Origin of the sequence: Enterobacter cloacae complex sp., from assembly GCF_900322725.1 — a bacterium.
GTDB classification, from domain to species: Bacteria; Pseudomonadota; Gammaproteobacteria; order Enterobacterales; family Enterobacteriaceae; genus Enterobacter; species Enterobacter quasihormaechei.
In genome coordinates this window covers 4181503-4200746 of record NZ_LT991957.1, presented here as the reverse complement: position 1 = coordinate 4200746, position 19244 = coordinate 4181503, and the positions used below count along the sequence as shown (strand labels likewise).

At 59.1% G+C, this 19244-nt stretch carries 16 protein-coding genes; 5 read left to right on the top strand and 11 right to left on the bottom strand.

Annotation, left to right across the window (positions count from 1 at the left end):
* From paaG to paaA, 7 genes are read right to left on the bottom strand one after another with little or no spacing between them, the layout of a single operon-like run.
* On the bottom strand, positions 1-789 hold the full coding sequence (gene paaG / locus DBR02_RS20715) for a 2-(1,2-epoxy-1,2-dihydrophenyl)acetyl-CoA isomerase PaaG (protein ID WP_107535291.1): 789 nt from the start codon (positions 787-789) through the stop codon (positions 1-3).
* A complete protein-coding gene (paaF, locus tag DBR02_RS20710) occupies positions 789-1556 on the bottom strand; it encodes a 2,3-dehydroadipyl-CoA hydratase PaaF (RefSeq protein ID WP_107535290.1) in 768 nt (255 codons plus the stop codon). The genes paaG and paaF overlap by 1 nt, the downstream gene beginning before the upstream one ends.
* Positions 1553-2623: a 1,2-phenylacetyl-CoA epoxidase subunit PaaE gene (paaE, locus tag DBR02_RS20705; protein ID WP_063866793.1), complete on the bottom strand. Its 1071-nt coding sequence runs from the start codon at positions 2621-2623 to the stop codon at positions 1553-1555. Before paaE ends, paaF begins: the two co-directional genes overlap by 4 nt.
* A gap of 7 nt (positions 2624-2630) precedes the next feature.
* The gene (gene paaD / locus DBR02_RS20700) at positions 2631-3128 is read right to left on the bottom strand and encodes a 1,2-phenylacetyl-CoA epoxidase subunit PaaD (RefSeq protein WP_107535289.1); all 498 of its coding nucleotides are present in this window, start codon (positions 3126-3128) and stop codon (positions 2631-2633) included.
* 11 nt (positions 3129-3139) lie between these two features.
* The gene (gene paaC / locus DBR02_RS20695; RefSeq protein WP_107535288.1) at positions 3140-3886 is read right to left on the bottom strand and encodes a 1,2-phenylacetyl-CoA epoxidase subunit PaaC; all 747 of its coding nucleotides are present in this window, start codon (positions 3884-3886) and stop codon (positions 3140-3142) included.
* Between the two features lie 8 nt (positions 3887-3894).
* Positions 3895-4182: a 1,2-phenylacetyl-CoA epoxidase subunit PaaB gene (paaB, locus tag DBR02_RS20690; protein ID WP_003857353.1), complete on the bottom strand. Its 288-nt coding sequence runs from the start codon at positions 4180-4182 to the stop codon at positions 3895-3897.
* A 12-nt stretch (positions 4183-4194) separates the two neighbouring features.
* Positions 4195-5124, bottom strand: coding sequence for a 1,2-phenylacetyl-CoA epoxidase subunit PaaA (paaA, locus tag DBR02_RS20685; protein ID WP_063866796.1), 930 nt, complete (start codon positions 5122-5124; stop codon positions 4195-4197).
* A gap of 285 nt (positions 5125-5409) precedes the next feature.
* Between paaA and paaZ the strand changes: the two genes are divergently transcribed.
* The 4 genes from paaZ to DBR02_RS20665 all read left to right on the top strand — a co-directional run bounded on the left by paaZ (position 5410) and on the right by DBR02_RS20665 (position 13219).
* Positions 5410-7449 carry a phenylacetic acid degradation bifunctional protein PaaZ gene (gene paaZ / locus DBR02_RS20680; protein WP_107535287.1) on the top strand — a complete coding sequence of 680 codons (2040 nt, stop codon included), beginning with the start codon at positions 5410-5412 and terminating at the stop codon, positions 7447-7449.
* 195 nt (positions 7450-7644) lie between these two features.
* Positions 7645-9915, top strand: coding sequence for a primary-amine oxidase (gene tynA, locus DBR02_RS20675; RefSeq protein ID WP_107535286.1), 2271 nt, complete (start codon positions 7645-7647; stop codon positions 9913-9915).
* A 171-nt stretch (positions 9916-10086) separates the two neighbouring features.
* Positions 10087-12060: an alkyl/aryl-sulfatase gene (locus DBR02_RS20670; RefSeq protein ID WP_107535285.1), complete on the top strand. Its 1974-nt coding sequence runs from the start codon at positions 10087-10089 to the stop codon at positions 12058-12060.
* A gap of 52 nt (positions 12061-12112) precedes the next feature.
* Positions 12113-13219 (top strand): GGDEF domain-containing protein, encoded by a 1107-nt coding sequence (locus DBR02_RS20665; RefSeq protein ID WP_107535284.1) that lies wholly within the window; start codon positions 12113-12115, stop codon positions 13217-13219.
* A 70-nt stretch (positions 13220-13289) separates the two neighbouring features.
* On the opposite strand, the gene DBR02_RS20660 is transcribed toward DBR02_RS20665, so the two are convergent.
* The gene (locus DBR02_RS20660) at positions 13290-14789 is read right to left on the bottom strand and encodes an aldehyde dehydrogenase family protein (RefSeq protein ID WP_107535283.1); all 1500 of its coding nucleotides are present in this window, start codon (positions 14787-14789) and stop codon (positions 13290-13292) included.
* A gap of 241 nt (positions 14790-15030) precedes the next feature.
* Here DBR02_RS20660 and feaR point away from each other — a divergent pair, with 241 nt between their 5' ends.
* A complete protein-coding gene (feaR, locus tag DBR02_RS20655; protein WP_063451433.1) occupies positions 15031-15939 on the top strand; it encodes a transcriptional regulator FeaR in 909 nt (302 codons plus the stop codon).
* On the opposite strand, the gene DBR02_RS20650 is transcribed toward feaR, so the two are convergent.
* Genes DBR02_RS20650 through DBR02_RS20640 form a run of 3 tightly spaced genes read right to left on the bottom strand, consistent with a single transcriptional unit; the run spans position 15940 to position 19092 of the window.
* Positions 15940-16257 carry a YdbL family protein gene (locus DBR02_RS20650; protein WP_063451434.1) on the bottom strand — a complete coding sequence of 106 codons (318 nt, stop codon included), beginning with the start codon at positions 16255-16257 and terminating at the stop codon, positions 15940-15942. It abuts the gene before it with no gap.
* A gap of 7 nt (positions 16258-16264) precedes the next feature.
* Positions 16265-16456 carry a YnbE family lipoprotein gene (locus DBR02_RS20645; protein ID WP_003857369.1) on the bottom strand — a complete coding sequence of 64 codons (192 nt, stop codon included), beginning with the start codon at positions 16454-16456 and terminating at the stop codon, positions 16265-16267.
* Complete coding sequence (locus DBR02_RS20640) at positions 16453-19092, bottom strand: YdbH family protein (RefSeq protein WP_107535282.1); 2640 nt, start codon at positions 19090-19092, stop codon at positions 16453-16455. The genes DBR02_RS20645 and DBR02_RS20640 overlap by 4 nt, the downstream gene beginning before the upstream one ends.
* Between the last annotated feature and the right edge of the window lie 152 nt (positions 19093-19244).

The following is a 19244-nucleotide window of genomic DNA, read 5'->3' as shown; positions in this document are numbered from 1 at the left end:
TTATTTCCCCGTAAAGTTCGGCGTACGTTTTGCCAGAAACGCGCTGACGCCTTCCCGGTAGTCGTCGCTGCGTCCGGCCAGACGTTGGTAGTCGCGCTCCAGATCGAGCTGGGCATCAAGGGTGTTGGTTTCGGCGGCGTTAATCGCCTGCTTGATCAGGCCCAGGCCAAAGGTAGGCTGAGAGGCAAAATGCAGCGCCATCTGCCGGGCGGTATTAGAGAGCTGCTCATCGTCCACCACCTGCCAGATCATCCCCCAGGCCTGCGCCTGTTCGGCGCTGAGCTTATCGCCCAGCAGCGCCAGCCCCATGGCGCGGGCGCGTCCGGCCACGCGCGGCAGCAGCCAGGTGCCGCCGCAGTCCGGCACCAGTCCGAGCTTGCTGAAGGCCATCACAAAATTGGCAGAACGGGCGGCTATCACCATGTCGCAGCCGAGGGCCAGCGTGGCACCCGCTCCTGCCGCCACGCCGTTAACCGCGCAGATCACCGGCTTCGGCAGCTTCGCCAGGCGGCGCACCAGCGGGTTGTAAAAGGTCTCAACGGACATGCCCAGATCCGGCGCGGGACCGTTGGGATCCACGTTACGATCGTTAAGGTCCTGCCCGGCGCAGAAACCGCGCCCCGCCCCGGTGATCAGCAGACAGCGGATGGCGTCATCGCGCTCGGCCTGCTTCAGGCATTCGGAAAGCTGCTGGTGCATGACATCGTTAAAGCTGTTCAGGCGATCCGGGCGGTTCAGCGTAATGGTCATTACGCCCTGCTCAACATGGCTCAGAATACATTCCACAATTAGCGTCCTTTGAAGTCTGGGGTGCGTTTTTGTAAGAAGGCGTCGATACCTTCCCGGCGATCGTCGGTGGCCGCGAGCAGCGTAAACAGCTGACGCTCTTGCGCCAGCCCGGCCTGGAGCGGGACTTCCTGCGACTGGCGTAGCGCCTGCTTCGCCGCCTGTAGCGCCAGCGGCGAGTGGCTCGCCATCCGTGCCGCCAGCTTCAGGGCGTACTCCAGCGTCAGCGAGGCCGGGAAGACGTCGCTGACCAGCCCGGCGCTGTGCGCCTGAACCGCCGTGAGACTTTCACCCGTCAGCACCATTTTGCAGGCCAGGGATTTGCCCACGCTGCGGATCAGCCGCTGGGTGCCGCCTGCGCCCGGCATGATCCCGAGGGTGATTTCCGGGAGGCCAAAACGGGCGTTATCGCCGGCAATCACCACGTCGCAGAGCAGCGCCAGCTCGCAGCCGGCGCCCAATGCGTAGCCGTTCACGGCGGCGATCAGCGGTTTATTGAAGGCGTCTATCCGCGCCCACAGCCGGGGGCGAATATCATTCAGGGTGGCGGACAGATCTTTCTCCGCCATTTCGTTCAGATCGGCCCCGGCGGCAAAGCAGCGTTCATTGCCAGAAATCACGCAGACGGCAATGTCAGCATCCGCTGCGGCGGCCTCAAGCTGCTCGGCAAGCTGCATCAGCAGCGCATTGTTGAGCGCGTTGCGCGCCGCCGGACGGTTTAGCGTTAGCTGCAACACGCGGCCATGACGGGTGACAATCAGTTCGCTCATGCCATCCCCTTCGCGTCAAAATCGACGATGACGTCGGCGGTTAACGGCAGCGCCTGACAGCTCAACACATAGCCCGCAGCCAGCTCGTCCGGCTCCAGGCTGTAGTTGGTCGCCATATCGACTTTTCCGCGCAGTACTTTGCATTTGCAGGTGGCGCATACGCCGCCCTTGCAGGCATACGGCAGATCCGCACCCTGACGCAGGGCGGCGTCCAGGATGCTCTCATCGTCCGCCGTCAGGGTAATTTCCCGGTCGCGTCCGTCCTGACGGACGGTGACCTTCTGCCCCTCGGCCTGCACGCTGTGCGTCCGTTTCACGGTAGTACCCGGCGTGTTAAACCGCTCAAGATGGATCGCTTTTTCCGGCATGCCGAGCGCTTTCAGCGCCGCCTCGGCCTCGTCCATCATCGCCGACGGGCCGCAGATAAAGGCTTCGTCGTACTGGCGGAAATTGATCAGCGTTTTTGCCAGCGCCTGGAGCTTTTCGCCGTCAATGCGGCCATGAAGCAGATCGCTGTCGAGCGTCTCCTGGCTGAAGATGGAGACCAGCTGCAAGCGCTGCGGATATTTGTCCTTCAGATCTGCCAGCGCCCGACGGAACATCATGCTCTGGCTGCTGCGGTTGCCGTAAATCAGGGTGAAGTGGCTGTGCGGTTCCGTGGCCAGCGTAGCGGATAAAATGGCCAGCATCGGGGTGATCCCGGACCCGGCGGCGATTGCCAGATAGTGGCCTTCGCGTTCAGCCTGCGGCTGGTAGCCGAACTGCCCCTGGGGCACCATCACCTCTAAAGCCATGCCCTGCTTAATCTCGTCCCGGGCGTAGCGGGAGAAGCGCCCGCCGTCGATGGCTTTGACCGCTACGCTGATCTCCCCCGGTGCGGTGCTCCGGCAGATGGAGTAGCAGCGGCGCAGTTCGTCACCGCCAAGCCTGGCTTTCAGGGTCAGATGCTGACCGGGACGGAAGCGGTACGCCTCCTGCAACGCCTGCGGCACCGCGAAGGTAATGGTCACCGCGTCGCGGGTTTCAGGTTCTACTTTTGCCACTGTTAATGAATGAAACGTTGTCATGGCGGCCTCAAATACATTTGAAATAGTCGAAGGGCTCACGGCAGGTATTGCAGCGGTAGAGCGCTTTGCAGGCCGTCGAACCAAATTCACTGATAAGCGCGGTATCGGTGCTCGCACAGCGCGGGCAGCTCACCTCTGCGGGAGCGTGGGCATGGCAGCTATGGCCGACAGGCGGGCTGATACCATATTCACGCAGGCGCCTGCGCGCATCGTCGGTCATCCAGTCGGTGGTCCAGGCGGGCTCCAGTTGCAGCACAATATGTACCGGGGAAAAGCCGTTCCCGGTCAGGGTTTCGCGGATGGCCCCCAGCAGATGCTCCGTTGCCGGGCAGCCGGAATAGGTCGGCGTGAAGCCAATAACCCAGCCTTCCCCCTGCGCCTTCACGCTGCGCACCATGCCTAAATCGGTAATGGTCAGCACCGGCACTTCCGGGTCGGGGATCTGGCTTAGCAGCGCCCAAATCTGCGGGATTTGGGCAGGCGCAATGTCGACGAGGCGTTGCATAGCGTTCTCCTTCACCACTGCTGGCCGGGGTAGACGCGCTGGAGATACTGCATCTCTGCCAGCATCGGCCCCAGATGTTCGGTATGAAGCCCCTTCTTGCCGCCCGTGCGATACGCCACGTCTTCGGGCACGCGGAGGGTGGCTTCCGCCAGCCCGGCAAACACTTCGCGCTCCCACGGCTCGCGCAGGGTGCGGGGATCAACCGCCACGCCGGCGTCAATCAGCGCCAGCTCGACGTCGTCGGCATCGAACAGCTCGGCCGTAAAGCGCCACAGGCTATCCACCGCCTGCTGCATTTTCTGGGCGGAGCTTTCTGTTCCGTCGCCCAGACGCACCAGCCAGCCGCGGCTAAAGCGCAGGTGATAGCGCGCCTCCTTAATGGCTTTTGCGGCGATGGCGGCAAGCTGGCCGTCGCTGCTGTGGATCAATCGCTCGTACAGCGCCACGTTCCACGCATCCATAAGGTACTGACGGGCAATGGTGTCAGCGAAGCTGCCGTTTGGCTGCTCCACCAGCAGCAGATTGCTGAACTGACGCTCATCGCGGCCATAGGCCAGGGTGTCTTCATCCCCCGTTCCGTCCAGCTCAGCGGCGTAAGTCAGGAAGTTGCGCGCCTGGCCGAGCAGGTCGAGGCCGATGTTGGCGAGGGCCAGATCAATCTCCAGCTCCGGCGCGTGGCCGCACCAGGCGCCCAGACGCTGGGAGAGCACCAGACCGTTGTCGCCCAGCCGCAGGGCATATGCAGATACGTTGTTCATCCCTACCCTCACATGTGCTCAATGCCATCAGGGATGGTGTAAAACGTCGGATGGCGGTAGACCTTGCTTTCCGCCGGATCGAAAAATTCACCGCTCTCTTCCGGCTGGGAGGCAACGATTTCGCTCGCCTTCACCACCCAGATGGAACAGCCTTCGCTGCGGCGGGTATAAGCGTCACGCGCGTTTTCCAGCGCCATGCGGTCGTCGGCAGCGTGCAGACTGCCCACGTGACGGTGCGACAGCCCCTGCTTAGACCGGACAAACACTTCGTATAACGGCCAGTAAACATTGCTCATGGTTGATTCCTCTTATGCAGCCTGGCGGGCGCGTTGTTTTTCGGCATGCGCCAGCGCGGCTTCACGCACCCACGCGCCGTCGTCCCAGGCTTTACGTTTGGCGGCCAGACGTTCGTGGTTACAGATCCCGCGCCCGTTGATGACCTCGTCAAATTCCTGCCAGTCGATATCGCCGAAGCGGTAGTGGCCGCTCGCGTCATCAAACCGCAGGTCAGGGTCCGGCACGGTCATGCCGAGCATTTCCACCTGAGGCACCGTGTTATCAACGAAGCGCTGGCGCAGCTCATCGTTGCCGAAGCGCTTGATCTTCCAGGCCAGGCTGCGGGCACTATTTGGTGAGTTGTCGTCGTTGGGTCCAAACATCATCAGCGCTGGCCACCAGAAGCGGTTAATGGCGTCCTGCAACATCTGCCGCTGGGCTTCGCTGCCCTGCGCCAGCGCCATGCAGGCCTCAAAACCCTGACGCTGATGGAAGCTCTCTTCTTTACAGATTTTCACCATCGCCCGGGCATACGGGCCGTAAGACGTTCGGCACAGCGCCACCTGATTCACGATGGCCGCACCGTCCACCAGCCAGCCGATAACGCCGATATCGGCCCAGCTCAGGGTCGGATAGTTGAAGATGGAGGAGTATTTCATCTTGCCGTCGAGCATCTTTTGATAGATGTCCTCCCGGGCGCAGCCCAGCGTTTCCGCCGCGCTGTAGAGGTACAGGCCGTGTCCGGCTTCGTCCTGCACCTTCGCCAGCAAAATGGCTTTCCGGCGCAGCGTCGGCGCGCGGGCGATCCAGTTCCCCTCCGGCAGCATGCCGACAATTTCAGAGTGGGCGTGCTGTCCAATCTGGCGGATCAGCGTCTTGCGGTAAGCTTCCGGCATCCAGTCCTGCGGCTCGATGGCCGTCTCCTGCGCGATGCGTTGCTCAAAGCGTTGTTCTTGCGTCACATAACCACCTTTATGATTCGTTAGATCACCATATGTAGCAAAATGATGAATCACTTGTTTTCTTAAAAGTTACACAAAAGTTAAATACAACCCCAAGAAGCGTTTGCTTATTTTGTGACGACGCTCGCAAGGGTTTTCGTGAATAGCAGGAAACTCGCGGGTTTTTCATGACGAAGCTGAGCAATGCAGATCACAACGTTAACAATTCATTAAAACTCAGCTTGATTTTTATGATTCATGATCAAACTATCTATAGTGAAATCACGAAACATCTGGAGAGAAGAAATGCAGCAGTTAGCCAGCTTCTTGTCCGGCACCTGGCAGTCAGGCCGGGGCCGCGAGCGCACCATAACCCACGCCATCAGCGGGGAAACGCTATTTGAAGTTACCAGCGAAGGGCTGGATATGGCGGCCGCACGCCGTTACGCCATTGAACACGGCGGGGAGGCGCTTCGCGCAATGAGCTTTATCGAGCGTGCCGCCATGCTGAAGGCGGTGGCCAAACACCTGCTGAGCCAGAAGGATCGGTTTTACGCCCTTTCAGCCCAGACCGGCGCAACGAAGGCCGACAGCTGGGTGGACATTGAAGGCGGTATCGGCACCCTCTTCACCTACGCCAGCCTCGGCAGCCGCGAACTGCCGGACGATACCCTGTGGCCAGAAGATGAGCTGATCCCGCTATCAAAAGAAGGCGGCTTTGCGGCGCGCCACGTGTTGACGTCCAGGTCCGGCGTGGCGGTACATATCAACGCGTTCAACTTCCCGTGCTGGGGGATGCTGGAAAAGCTTGCCCCGACCTGGCTTGCCGGGATGCCCGCCATCATCAAACCCGCCACCGCCACCGCGCAGGTCACGCAGGCGATGGTGAAAGCGATTGTCGAGAGCGGTCTGGTGCCGGACGGCGCCATCAGCCTGATCTGCGGCGGCGCGGGCGATCTGCTTAGCCAGCTCGACAGCCAGGACGTGGTGACGTTTACCGGATCGGCCAGCACCGGACAGAGCCTTCGCGTGCACCCGAATATCGTCGCCAATTCCATTCCGTTTACCATGGAAGCGGATTCCCTGAACTGCTGCGTGCTCGGTGAAGACGTAACGCCGGAGCAGCCGGAGTTTGCGCTGTTTATCCGTGAAGTGGTGCGCGAGATGACCGCCAAGGCCGGGCAAAAATGTACCGCCATCCGCCGCATCATCGTGCCGGAAGCGCAGGTTGAGGCCGTCAGCCAGGCGCTGATTGGGCGGCTGGAGAACGTGGTCGTCGGCGATCCGGCGCAGGAAGGGGTGAAGATGGGTGCCCTGGTCAACCATGAGCAACGCGCCGACGTGCAGGAAAAAGTTGATCATCTGCTTGCCGCGGGCTGCCAGATCCGTCTGGGAGGTAAAGCCGATTTGCAGGCGGCTGGGGCATTCTTCCCGCCCACCCTGCTGTTCTGCCCGCAGCCGGACGAGACGCCGACCGTTCACTCCACCGAAGCCTTTGGCCCCGTCGCCACCCTGATGCCGTATCGCAATACCGAACACGCCATGCAGCTGGCGCGAGCGGGCGGCGGCAGCCTGGCGGGAACGCTGGTCACGGCAGATTCAAACGTGGCGCGGCAGTTTATTGCCGGGGCAGCACGCGCCCACGGACGTATTCAGATCCTCAACGAGGAATCTTCCAAAGAGTCTACCGGACACGGTTCCCCGCTGCCGCAGCTGGTGCACGGCGGCCCGGGACGTGCGGGCGGCGGCGAAGAGCTGGGCGGCCTGCGCGCCGTGAAGCACTATCTTCAGCGCACGGCCATTCAGGGCAGCCCGTCCATGCTCGCCGCCATCGGCAAACAGTGGGTGCGTGGCGCCGGGGTGCAGGAAGATCGCGTTCATCCGTTCCGTAAATACTTTGAAGAGTTACAGCCGGGTGACAGCCTGCTGACCCCGCGCCGTACCCTGACGGAAGCGGATATCGTGAATTTTGCCTGCCTGAGCGGAGATCATTTCTATGCCCATATGGATAAAATTGGCGCGGCGGAGTCGATTTTTGGCGAGCGCGTGGTGCACGGCTATTTTCTGATTTCCGCCGCGGCGGGGCTGTTTGTTGATGCCGGGGTTGGGCCGGTTATTGCCAACTACGGTATGGAAAACCTGCGCTTTATCGAGCCGGTTAAACCGGGCGACACCATTCAGGTGCGCCTGACCTGCAAACGTAAAACGCTGAAGAAACAGCGCGCTGCCGATGAAAGGCCCACCGGCGTGGTGGAATGGGCGGTTGAGATTTTCAATCAGCATCAGCAGGCCGTGGCGCTCTACTCCATCCTTACGCTGGTGGCGCGCCAGCAGGGTGATTTCTGACGTACCTCTTTCCTGCCGGGTGTCGCTCCGCTTACCCGGCCTACAACCGCTTGACCGGGGTGTGATTCTCCCCGGTCTTTTTTTAACCTGGCAAGACTGACAAACAACCTGGCAGATGCAGGCAAACGCTTTTCGTGCGCGCCTGTCAGGATAAGGCTGACACAACACAATAAACACAACAAGATGAGGTCTGCGATGGGAAGCTATTCTTCTTTTTCTGCCCGTAGAACGGCGCTGGCCATGGCCGTTGCGCTCTGTTGCGCCTGGCAATCCCCTGTTTACGCGCACGGCAGCGAGGCGCATATGGTTCCGATGGACAAAACGCTCCAGGCGTTCGGGGCTGACGTGCAGTGGGATGATTATGCCCAGATGTTTACCATCGTTAAAGACGGTGCCTTTGTGAAGGTCAAACCCGGCGCCAATACCGCCATCGTTAACGGCAAGCCGTTGACGCTACAGGTGCCCGTGGTGATGAAAGACAACAAGGCGTATATCCCGGAGACCTTTATCAACGATGTCTTTCAGTCCGGTCTTGATCGGACCTTCCAGGTCGAAAAAAGCCCCCATCCGTTAAACGCGCTGACGGCTGATGAAATCAAGCAGGCCGTGGAGATTGTGAAAGCGTCTGCGGATTTTAAGCCCAATACCCGCTTTACCCAGATCGCGCTGGCGGAGCCTGATAAAGCCAAAGTCTGGGACTTTGTGCTGAACGGCACGGCGGTGGATGCGCCCCGCCAGGCCAATATCATCATGCTTGACGGCAAACGCATCGTCGAAAGCCGGGTGGATTTGAAGGACAAGAAGATCCTCCACTGGGCGCCGATCAAAGACGCGCACGGCATGGTGCTGCTGGATGACTTCAACACCGTGCAGCAGATCGTCAGTGAGAGCCCGGAGTTTGCCGCGGTGCTGAAAAAGCGCGGCATTAACGATCCAAAGAAAGTGATCACCACGCCGCTTACCGTCGGCTTTTTTGACGGCAAGGATGGGCTGAAACAGGAAGATCGCCTGCTGAAAGTGATCAGCTATCTCGACGTGGGCGACGGTAATTACTGGGCGCACCCAATTGAAAACCTGGTCGCGGTGGTGGATCTTGAGCAGAAGAAAATCCAGAAGATTGAGGAAGGCCCGGTCGTGCCGGTGCCGCTCACCCCGCGCCCGTATGATGGCCGCGACCGCGTTGAGGCGGAGAAAAAACCGCTGGATATTATCGAGCCGGAAGGCAAGAACTACACCATCACCGGGGATAGGGTGCACTGGCAGAACTGGGATTTTCATCTGAGCCTGGACTCACGCGTCGGCCCGATGATCTCCACCGTGACCTATAACGACAACGGCAAAAAGCGCCAGGTGATGTATCAGGGTTCGCTCGGCGGAATGATCGTGCCGTACGGCGACCCGGATATCGGCTGGTACTTTAAAGCCTACCTGGACTCCGGTGACTACGGCATGGGTACCCTGACCTCCCCGCTGGTGCGCGGTAAAGACGCGCCGTCTAACGCCGTGATGCTCAACGAAACTATCCCGGACTACACCGGTGCGCCAATGGAGATCCCCCGCGCGATCGCCATTTTCGAGCGTTACGCCGGGCCAGAATATAAGCACCAGGAGTTAGGTAAACACAACGTCAGCACCGAACGCCGCGAGCTGGTCGTGCGCTGGGTCAGCACCGTGGGTAACTACGATTACATCTTCGACTGGGTGTTCCATGAAAACGGCACCATCGGCATTGATGCGGGTGCAACGGGCATTGAAGCAGTAAAAGGCGTACAAACAAAAACGATGCATGACGCCACCGCGAAAGATGATACGAAATATGGGACGCTGATCGACCATAACATTGTCGGTACCACGCACCAGCACATCTATAATTTCCGTCTGGATATGGACGTGGATGGTATTCACAACAAGCTGGTGGCCATGGATCCGGAAGTCAAACCAAACGCCGCTGGCGGCCCGCGCACCAGTACCATGCAGGTTAATCAGTATGATATTGATACCGAACAGCAGGCCGCCCAGAAGTTCGACCCGGGCACCATCCGCCTGCTGAGCAACACCCGCAAAGAGAACCGCATGGGCAACCCGGTTTCGTATCAGATTATCCCTTACGCGGGGGGCACCCACCCGGTGGCGACGGGCGCGAAGTTTGCTCCGGACGAGTGGATTTACCACCGCCTGAGCTTTATGGATAAACAGCTATGGGTGACCCGTTACCATCCTGACGAAATGTACCCGGAGGGGAAATACCCGAACCGTTCCACCCACGATACGGGCCTCGGGCATTACAGCAAAGATAACGAGTCGCTCAACGACCAGGATAACGTCATCTGGATGACTACCGGCACCACCCACGTCGCCCGCGCTGAAGAGTGGCCGATCATGCCGACGGAATGGGTGCACACGCTGCTCAAGCCGTGGAACTTTTTTGACGAGACGCCAACGCTCGGCAAGAAAAAAGCCGAGTAAAAATAAGCAACCGCCGGGCGCAATGCCCGGCTTTTCATCCGCTTACTTGCTGAATCCCCCTCCCGAATTATAGTTAATGTTACTTCGCTTAATCCTTTTGCAACTCTTGAAACATTTTGCAGCAACCGAAGTTTCCACAAACGACGCGAAATACCACCGAGAGGTTTTAGGATGAAAATCAATCAGATAGTCAGAGGGCTGGTGCTGGCAGGATGTGTTGCATCCGCAAGTTCAGCCTGGGCAGCCGAAGCACCCAAGGACGCAACCGCAGCAACGCAACAGGCCAACAACGCACTCTTCAACCAGCTCCCTTTCTCCGATAACACCGATTTTACGAACGCCCACAAAGGGTTTATTGCCCCTCTTCCTCAGGAAATGATCAAAGGTGAACAAGGCAACACCGTCTGGGATCCGAAGCAGTACGCCTTCATCAAAGAAGGCGATAAAGCGCCCGATTCGGTTAACCCGAGCTTATGGCGTCAGTCCCAGCTGATTAACATTAGCGGCCTGTTTGAAGTCACCGAGGGCGTCTACCAGATCCGTAACCTCGACCTGTCAAACATGACCATAATCGAAGGTAAAGAAGGCATTACCGTCGTTGACCCGCTGGTTTCGGCGGAAACGGCCAAAGTCGGGATGGATCTTTACTATAAAAATCGCGGCAAGAAACCTGTCGTCGCCGTTATTTACACCCACAGCCACGTTGACCACTACGGCGGCGTGCGCGGCGTGGTGGACGAAGCCGACGTGAAGGCCGGCAAGGTCAAAGTCTACGCGCCAGCCGGATTTATGGAGGCCGCCGTCGCGGAAAATATCATGGCGGGTAACGTCATGAGCCGCCGCGCCAGCTATATGTACGGCAACCTGCTGAAGCCGGATGCGAAAGGCCAGGTCGGCGCGGGTCTCGGCACCACCACCTCCGCCGGGACGGTAACCCTGATTGCACCGACCAATATCATCGAGAAAGATGGACAGAAAGAGGTCATCGATGGCCTGACCTACGATTTTATGCTCGCACCGGGCTCCGAAGCACCCTCCGAGATGCTCTGGTATATTGAAGAGAAAAAGCTGATCGAGTCTGCGGAAGACGTCACCCATACGCTGCATAATACCTACTCCCTGCGCGGCGCGAAAATTCGTGAACCGCTGCCATGGTCGAAATACATCAACCAGGCCATTGTACGCTGGGGTGATAAGGCCGACGTCATTATGGCGCAGCACCACTGGCCGACCTGGGGCAACGAAAATGTGGTTAACCTGCTGAAAAGCCAGCGCGACCTCTACCGCTACATCAATGACCAGACCCTGCGCATGGCGAACGAAGGGCTGACGCGGGACGAAATCGCCGCCAACTTTAAGCTGCCGAACTCTCTGGCCAATACCTGGGCCAACCGGGGTTATTACGGTTCCGTCAGCCATGACGTCAAAGCCACCTACGTGCTCTATTTAGGCTGGTTTGACGGCAACCCGGCGACCCTGGACGAACTGCCGCCTGAAGAAGCCGCGAAGAAATTTGTGGAGTATATGGGAGGCGCGGATGCCATCCTGAGCAAAGCCAAAACCGACTTTGACCAGGGGAACTACCGCTGGGTGGCTCAGGTTGTCAGCAAAGTGGTCTTTGCCGATCCAAACAATCAGGCTGCGCGAAACCTGGAAGCGGACGCGCTGGAGCAGCTCGGTTATCAGGCTGAATCAGGCCCGTGGCGTAACTTCTACCTGACCGGCGCGCAGGAACTGCGTAACGGCGTGGTGAAAGGCCCTACTCCGAACACCGCCAGCCCGGATACCGTGCGCGCAATGACGCCAGAAATGTTCTTTGACTATCTGGCGGTGCACATCAACGGCGAAAAAGCGGCGGACGCTAAATCGGTATTTAACATCGACCTCGGCAGCGACGGCGGCAAATACAAGCTGGAGCTGGAAAACGGCGTGCTGAACCACACGGCGAACGCCGAAGCGAAAGACGCTGACGCGACCGTGACCCTCAACCGCGATACGCTGAATAAAATCATCCTGAAAGAAGTGACGCTAAAACAGGCGCAGGATAACGGCGATATCAAAGTGACCGGCGATGCCGCCAAGCTCGATGCCATGCTCGGTTATATGGATAAATTTGAATTCTGGTTTAACATTGTGACCCCGTAACGGCATGCACACGCGGGCGGTCCTTCCGCCCGCTCAAGGAAAATTCTCTTTAATGGAAAAAAGACATCCAACGACACCCGAACCTGCAACATGGCCTACCCGTAAATCAATGGTTGTCCACGGGCTGGCCGTGAATCTGCCCTGGCTCGCTTTTGTCAATGCGAGCTTTGCGCTGATGGTTCTGCTGCGCAATTCCCTGTTCGGCCATTTTGACGCCCTCTTGCACATCAGCCCGCCTCTCAGACAGATGATTGATGCTTCCATGCTGGGAGTAGTCATTCTTTCCGTGGCGCTGGTCATCATGGCCTGGCGCCACATCCGCGGCGTCAGCGCCGTGCTGTTTATGTGCAGCCTGCTGTGGTCGATAAGCTGTTACTGGTTTATCACTGTGATCCAGCTTCCTCATCCCTGGCCGGTATTCGTTACCCTGCTGATGGCCGGTATGACCGCGCTCTATTTTCATCCTGTGGGGCTGGTGTGCTTTATCGCGCCGCTGTGGATCACTCTGCCCGTTGCCAGCATGCTGCTGAATCACGAGATTAACCTTCGCTTTGTCGGGCTGTGGGTGGTCTTCACCTTCATTCTCGTTTGCGGACGCTACATCCTGTTGAGCTGGTTTGAAGAGGCCTGGCGTCGCAACCAGCAGAATCAGCGTTTAATTTCACGGCTGGATGCGCTGGCCCACCAGGATCCGCTGACGAGAACGGCCAACCGCCGGGCGATGGAGCTGGTGCTGGAAAACGCGGTGGAGCAAGGCAAACGCTTTACGGTACTGATGCTGGATGTCGACTACTTCAAGCTCTATAACGACACCTATGGTCACCATGCAGGAGACGATTGCCTCGCGCGGGTCGCAGAGGTGCTGAACGCCTCGGTGCGCACCCCGGAGGATGTGGTCTCCCGCTACGGTGGCGAGGAGTTTGTGGTGATCCTCTTTGACTGTGCTGAAAACGTTGCTGAAAAAGTCGCCGCGCGGATCCAGGAAGGCCTGCGCACGGCAGCCATTCCGCACGGTGCGTCGAAGGTCAGTGAATATGTGACGGTCAGCATGGGGATTGCCGCCCATAGCACAGGACTTGCCGGTCCGGAAATCATCGCCCGCGCCGATGCGGCGCTGTATCGGGCGAAAGAGGCCGGGCGGGACCGGTGGTCGCTGTAAGTTACGCCGGGTGGCGGCTACGCCTTACCCGGCCTACGGGATCGGGTTCGTAGGCCGGTAAGACGTTTTTTTAATACCGCACGCACACCGACTTGGTTTCACACCAGCCATCCAGCCAGTCGGGGCCGAAATCGCGCCCGGTGCCGGACTGCTTCATACCGCCGAACGGCAGGTTGGCGTCGATCAGCGTGTGGCTGTTCACCCACACGGTTCCGGCCTGTAGCCTGTCGGTGTACTCCAGCGCTTTGCTGATGTTCTGCGTCCAGACGCTGGCCGTTAAGCCATATTCAGTGTCGTTCGCCAGCTGAAGCGCCTCTTCCCCGTCGGCGACACGGACCAGGTTGACCACCGGCCCGAACACCTCTTCACGCGTCAGGCGCAGATGATTATCCGGGTTGACCACCAGCGTTGGCGAAACGTAAAAGCCTTTGCCGTCTGGTCCCTGGTTCCCGGCGATCAGTTCCGCATTGTGTGCCTTCGCTTCATCCAGGAATGCCTGGACTTTATCGCAGTGGGCGCGCGACACCAGCGGATTGATAAACGCCTCGGGCGACATGCCCGGGCCGACGGTCAGGGATTTCACGGCCTGTTCAAACCCGCTGACCAGCGTATCAAACAGCGGGGCCTCAATATAAATGCGCGAGCTGGCCGCGCAGACCTGACCCTGATTCAGGAAGCTGCCGGTCATCAGCCCTTCAATCACCCACGCCGGATCGGCATCTTTCAGCACGATGGCCGGGTTTTTGCCTCCCAGCTCCAGCGTCACGCCCGTTAGCGTATCCGCCGCCGCGCGGGCTATCTGCTTGCCCGTCGCCGTCGAACCGGTAAAGCTCACTTTGGCAACGCGCGGGTGCGAGGTCAGCGCCGCGCCGCAGACAGCACCACTTCCGGTTACGACGTTGAACACGCCATCCGGGACACCCGCCTCGCTCGCCAGTTCCGCCACCCGTAACAGGGTGAGCGGCGTGGTTTCGGAGGGTTTGATCACGATGGAACAGCCCGCCGCCAGCGCGGGCATCACTTTCCACATGCCAATCATCAGCGGGAAGTTCCACGGCACAATCCCCGCCACGACCCCAACCGGCTCTTTGCGCGTCCACGCCTGATAGCGCGCGCCCTGCGGCAGAGGAATAGAGAGATCGAGAGTTTTGCCGGCAATTTTGGTGGTCAGCCCCGCCGTGTAGCGCATCCAGTTCAGGGTACAACCCACCTCAAAGGCGCGGGAAATATTGATGGATTTCCCCTGCTCCAGGGTTTCGAGCTGCGCCAGCTCTTCGCCGTGCTGTTCCACCAGATCCGCAAACCGCAGCAGGATGCGTTCCCGCTCTGCCGGCAGGCGCCCGGCCCAGCTTCGGGCGACAAAGGCGCGCCAGCCGGACATCACCGCACGATCGACATCGTCGACGCTGGCATCGGCGGTGGAGGCAATCACCTCTCCGGTTGCCGGGTTGTAGACGTTCAGACGCTTTTCGCTGTCGGATGCCGCCTGACGCCCTTCAATCCACAGGCCGTGCTGACGGTCTAAAAACTGCTGCACGCCCGGCAGGACGGCGACGTGTGATTCGGACATAGGGTACTCCTTCGTTATGCTTCGCAGGGTGTGTAAGCAGTCTAAGAGGGGTTTCGCATTCCTGCTTTTGTCTGTGTGACATTCGCTTTGCCAGCTGTGACAGGCTCCGCAAATCGTGATAATTCCCGCTTATAACGCTGTCACCGGTAAGCGTTCTTTCCTATAGTCAGCCTCGTAGCCCAGACAAAATGCAACATAAATGCAACAATGCGAAAACGGTGACGGTGCAGCGAGAAAAGCAATGGCATGTGCAAGCGAACAGGACAATTTTCAGCAGTGGCTGGCGCAAATTAACCAGGTTTGCGGGCGCTTTGCGGCGCGTCCGTTAGAGGGAGCGTTTCTCGGCGAACTGGAAACCAGCTACACCCAAAGTCTGAAGTTGAGCACGGTGACCACCGCAGGCGTTAACCTGTTTCGCACCCGTCAGGAGATCAAAAGCGGCAATGACGCCTGGTTCTACACCGTATTTCAGCTGGAAGGCAGCGCGGGGATCGAACAGGACGACCGGCGCTCGGTGCTGAAAGCCGGGGATATCACGCTGATTGACGCCTCCCGCCCGTGCTCCATTTACTGGCAGGAGCGTTCCCGCCAGATTTCGCTGCTGCTACCGCGACAAATCATTGAGCAATACGCACGTTTTCAGGAAGTACGCTGTGCGCTCCCCCTCTCCCGCAGCCTGCCTACGGTGCAGCTGAGCTACCGTCTGTTGCAGGAGAGTATGGGGAATGCCGATCTGAGCGCCAGAGAAAGTGAAGCGGCGCTGGAGGCAATGGTGTGTCTGCTGCGTCCGGCGTTCCAGCAGCGTGACGAGGCGCTGCCGCGCAAGGAGCGTCAGTTCCGGCACGTGCTCTCCCTGATTGATGACCACATTCAGTCGGAGGCGTTAAGACCGGAATGGATAGCCTCAGAGAGCGGCATGTCCGTGCGCAGCTTGTACCGCATGTTTGCCGAGAAAGGGCTGGTGGTGGCGCAGTACATTAAGAACCGTCGCCTCGATTTGTGCGCGCAGGCGCTACGTGGCATCAGCGACGATGAAAAGCTGGCGGGAATTGGCTACAGCTGGGGCTTCACCGACCATAGCCATTTTTCCACCGCGTTCAAGCAGCGTTTCGGGGTTTCGCCGGGCGAATACCGTAAGCGTTACCGCTAGCTATTTTTTCAGCCACTTGCCGTTAATCCCCTTCACGTACTCGCCCGGCTGGGCGCGGGCCACCAGCTTTTGTCCCGCCATTTTCGCCACCTCGTCGACGGGCAAATTATTATCGTCAGCCAGCTGCTGATAGCTTTCCGTACGCGCGGCGTTGATACGGTTCACCAGCGCCAGCGTTTCAGCGTCGTGCTGAACGGGTGCCAGATAGCCGCTCAGGGTTTCCCCTACGCGTCCCTGGGCGCGCGCATCGTTGAGCGTCAGCGTGGCGGCGTGAACGTTCATCCCCAGCGCCAGTAACATCAGAACTAATCGTTTCATGGCATCCTCAGAACAGATCGCTGCGGGACTTCAGCAGGGCTTCAACGTCTTTATCCACTTTGATATGGATTTCATGCTCGATTTTCACGTTCATGTTGATGGTGATCGGCTCCTTGGGCGCCGCCACTTCAATGCGCGGCGTGCAGCCTGACAGCAGCGCGACGACGGCCACGGTGAGTACACCAGCCCTCTTTTTCATCGTTGTTCCTCACTTTCCTTGCCTGTCGCACTGCGGAGAAGGGGTATCGCCGCATGTTGCTCAAACCATGTTTGCAAATTGTCCCCGAAGCGCAGACTGCGCCAGAGGGTAAAAATATTCTCTTCATGGGTGTAATTCAGGTTCACGAAGCTGCTTTTGCCCTCGACGTGGCTGATGCCTTTGATGGCGGCCTGCATGGTCAACACCCCCAGATTATCCACATTGAGCTTCGTCCACGACTGCGAAATTTCCATATAGCGGAGCCAGTTGATCGCCGCCCCGGCAACCACGTTGTCTTTCACAATGGCATCCGCCGTGTCCTGGTCGATGCGCAGCGTCATCGGCCCCGGGTTGGTCAGCCAGCCATCTTTAATGATCCATTTTTCATTGTCCAGCCAGAACGGCAGCGCGCCGCTCACCGGGCCGGACATGGCAAACTGCTTCGGATTTACCGCGCTTATCAGTTCGCTGGAGGAAATATTATCCACGCGCAGCAAAGCCGGATCGTGCTGCGGCATTCTCAGCTGCTGCATGGTAATTTTCCCGCCGAGCGCTTCGACCTTCACGTTGGTGAGCAGGAGCGGGTTTGCTTCGGTCCACGGGTAATCGCCCTGGAGATCCGCAGTGATATTTCGGGCCGTGACTAGGTTTTTCACCTCGCTGATACGTAACGTTACCGGCCCCCGCGTGCCCAGCGACCAGGTGCCCTGGCTCAGGCGGAACGGCAGGACAAAGTCAACGCCGTTAATCTCGTTATCCGGCATCCACGCGCTGCCCGCTTTCAGCACCCCGTGCCCACCTGCCTCAAAGCCCTGATCGGGCGCCGCCGAGAAGGCCACCTGAGCGTACATTTCGCCACCGCGCAGGGTCATTTTCCACTCTGGCGGGATCAGCGGCTGGAACACCGTAAGGGACTGTTTTGGCCACCAGGCCTGACCGCGAAGGCGTTCGCCATCCCAGCGGCCATTTACCCGTACCGGGCCGATGTCGTCCGCGTGAAGGTCTCCTTTAAACTGGAACACCGTCGGGTCTGTCCCCTCAACGCTGAAGGTCAATACGGACGGTGGCAGCACGCTTCCGCCCGAGAAGCTCGTTTGCCCGGCATTGAGCGCGAGCGCGCCGCTGAAGCCAGGGTTAGCCGGGTCGCGCGACCAGCGCACCGGGCGATCCAGCACCAGGCGCGGTTTGCTGACCAGCATCGTGCCGTACTGCAATTTGTCGAAACCCGTGGAAAGATCCGTCAGCTCAATAACGTTGTCGCGCCACTCCCCGGTTCCCCGAACATCCCAGCGCGCGTTCATCGGCGTGAAGTTCCCTTTCCCCCAGTAGCGCCACTGCCACAGACCGTTATCGGGTAAAAAGTCGTTAGCCTGCCCGTCCAGATGCAGTTCAAAATCGCCCATTTCGTTTTCATGCGCCCGCAGAATGGCTTGCAGGCGGCCATCCACGCCCTTTTGGGTCAGCTTCACGCCCGCCAGCGGCCAGCGGATCTCATCGATATCCAGCGAGTCAATGATGCGCCCGCGCGAGCGCAATAATGCGCCGGGCTCAAACGTAAGCTGCGGATCGTAAAGGCTGCCGGTCAGTTTCGCCGGGAGTCTGGCATACAGGATCAGATCGTTTTGCTTGGCTTCCCCGCTCAGGTGCAGCGGCATCGCGCTGTTTTCCATGCTGAGGGAGCCGGGACCGATATTCAGCACCGCGTTGCCCTTACCCGCATCCCCCTGGGTCAGCACGTTGAGGCGCCCCGTGAAGGTAGCTTTCTCCAGCCCCTGCTGCCAGTTATCCACCTTCAGACCGACGCGTCCGCTCATCGGCATACCGGAGGCTGACAAGTTCCAGCGTCCGTCGCTGATCGTTAGCTGCTGGGCGGTGATCTGCCACGGTAAATCGAGCAGCGGATCGGGGTTCTCCCGCGCCATCACCACCAGCTGGCCCTGATTACCTTCCCAGTCCAGATCGGCATCGACCAGCGAGGATAACTGTGGCACGTTAAAGGTGGCGACCGTATGCCCCTTCACCGGCACGCCGTCCGGCACCAGCGGCAGGGTAAATTCACCCACCAGCTTCACGGGCTGAGGCTGGTCCGGCAGCTGTACATCGAACTGGCTTACAGAAAGCGTCTGGCCGCGCAGCTGCCCCTTAATGCTCACCTGCTCTCCCTTATAGGTGATGTCCTGGCGGGCTGGGGTCAGGGAGGCATGCAGCTCACCTTCCCACTGCTGCCAGGGGGAAAGGGTAAAGCGGTGGATGGTCAGCCAGGTGTTGGGCAGGATGGCCTGCCACTGTGCCAGCGTTTTCGGCGCCACCGTCGAAGGCGCTGATTGCGGTATTTTGCTCAGGCAGACAGAGCTGAGTTCAAGCGCGCCAATATCCAGATCCCAGCGGCTTGGGTGTGACAGGGTCACGTTTTCGACGCGGGCAATTTCGCACTCTTCTACCAGATAGCGAAGATCGGGAATAATCAGGGCGTGGCGCGTTAGCCGCGGGCTTTTTTCAAACGCGATGCGCGTTCCAACGGGAAGCCAGATCCCGGCGAGCGTGGGCACCCACTGGGCGAGCGTCATCAGCAGCGTCAGCGGCACGATTAACAGCAGCAGTAATAGCGCGATTGCGGCTTTGTATTTACCCTTCATGGGCAGTTAATATCCTGATTTTGCGAAATAAATAAGCCGTTCTTGCCGCTCATTGTCGCATGTTTAGCCAGTCAGTTGAAGGTTATGCCATTTTTAAGAGTAGATGCTCTACAATAATTCATAGAACTTATTGATTTCAATGAATTTTGAAA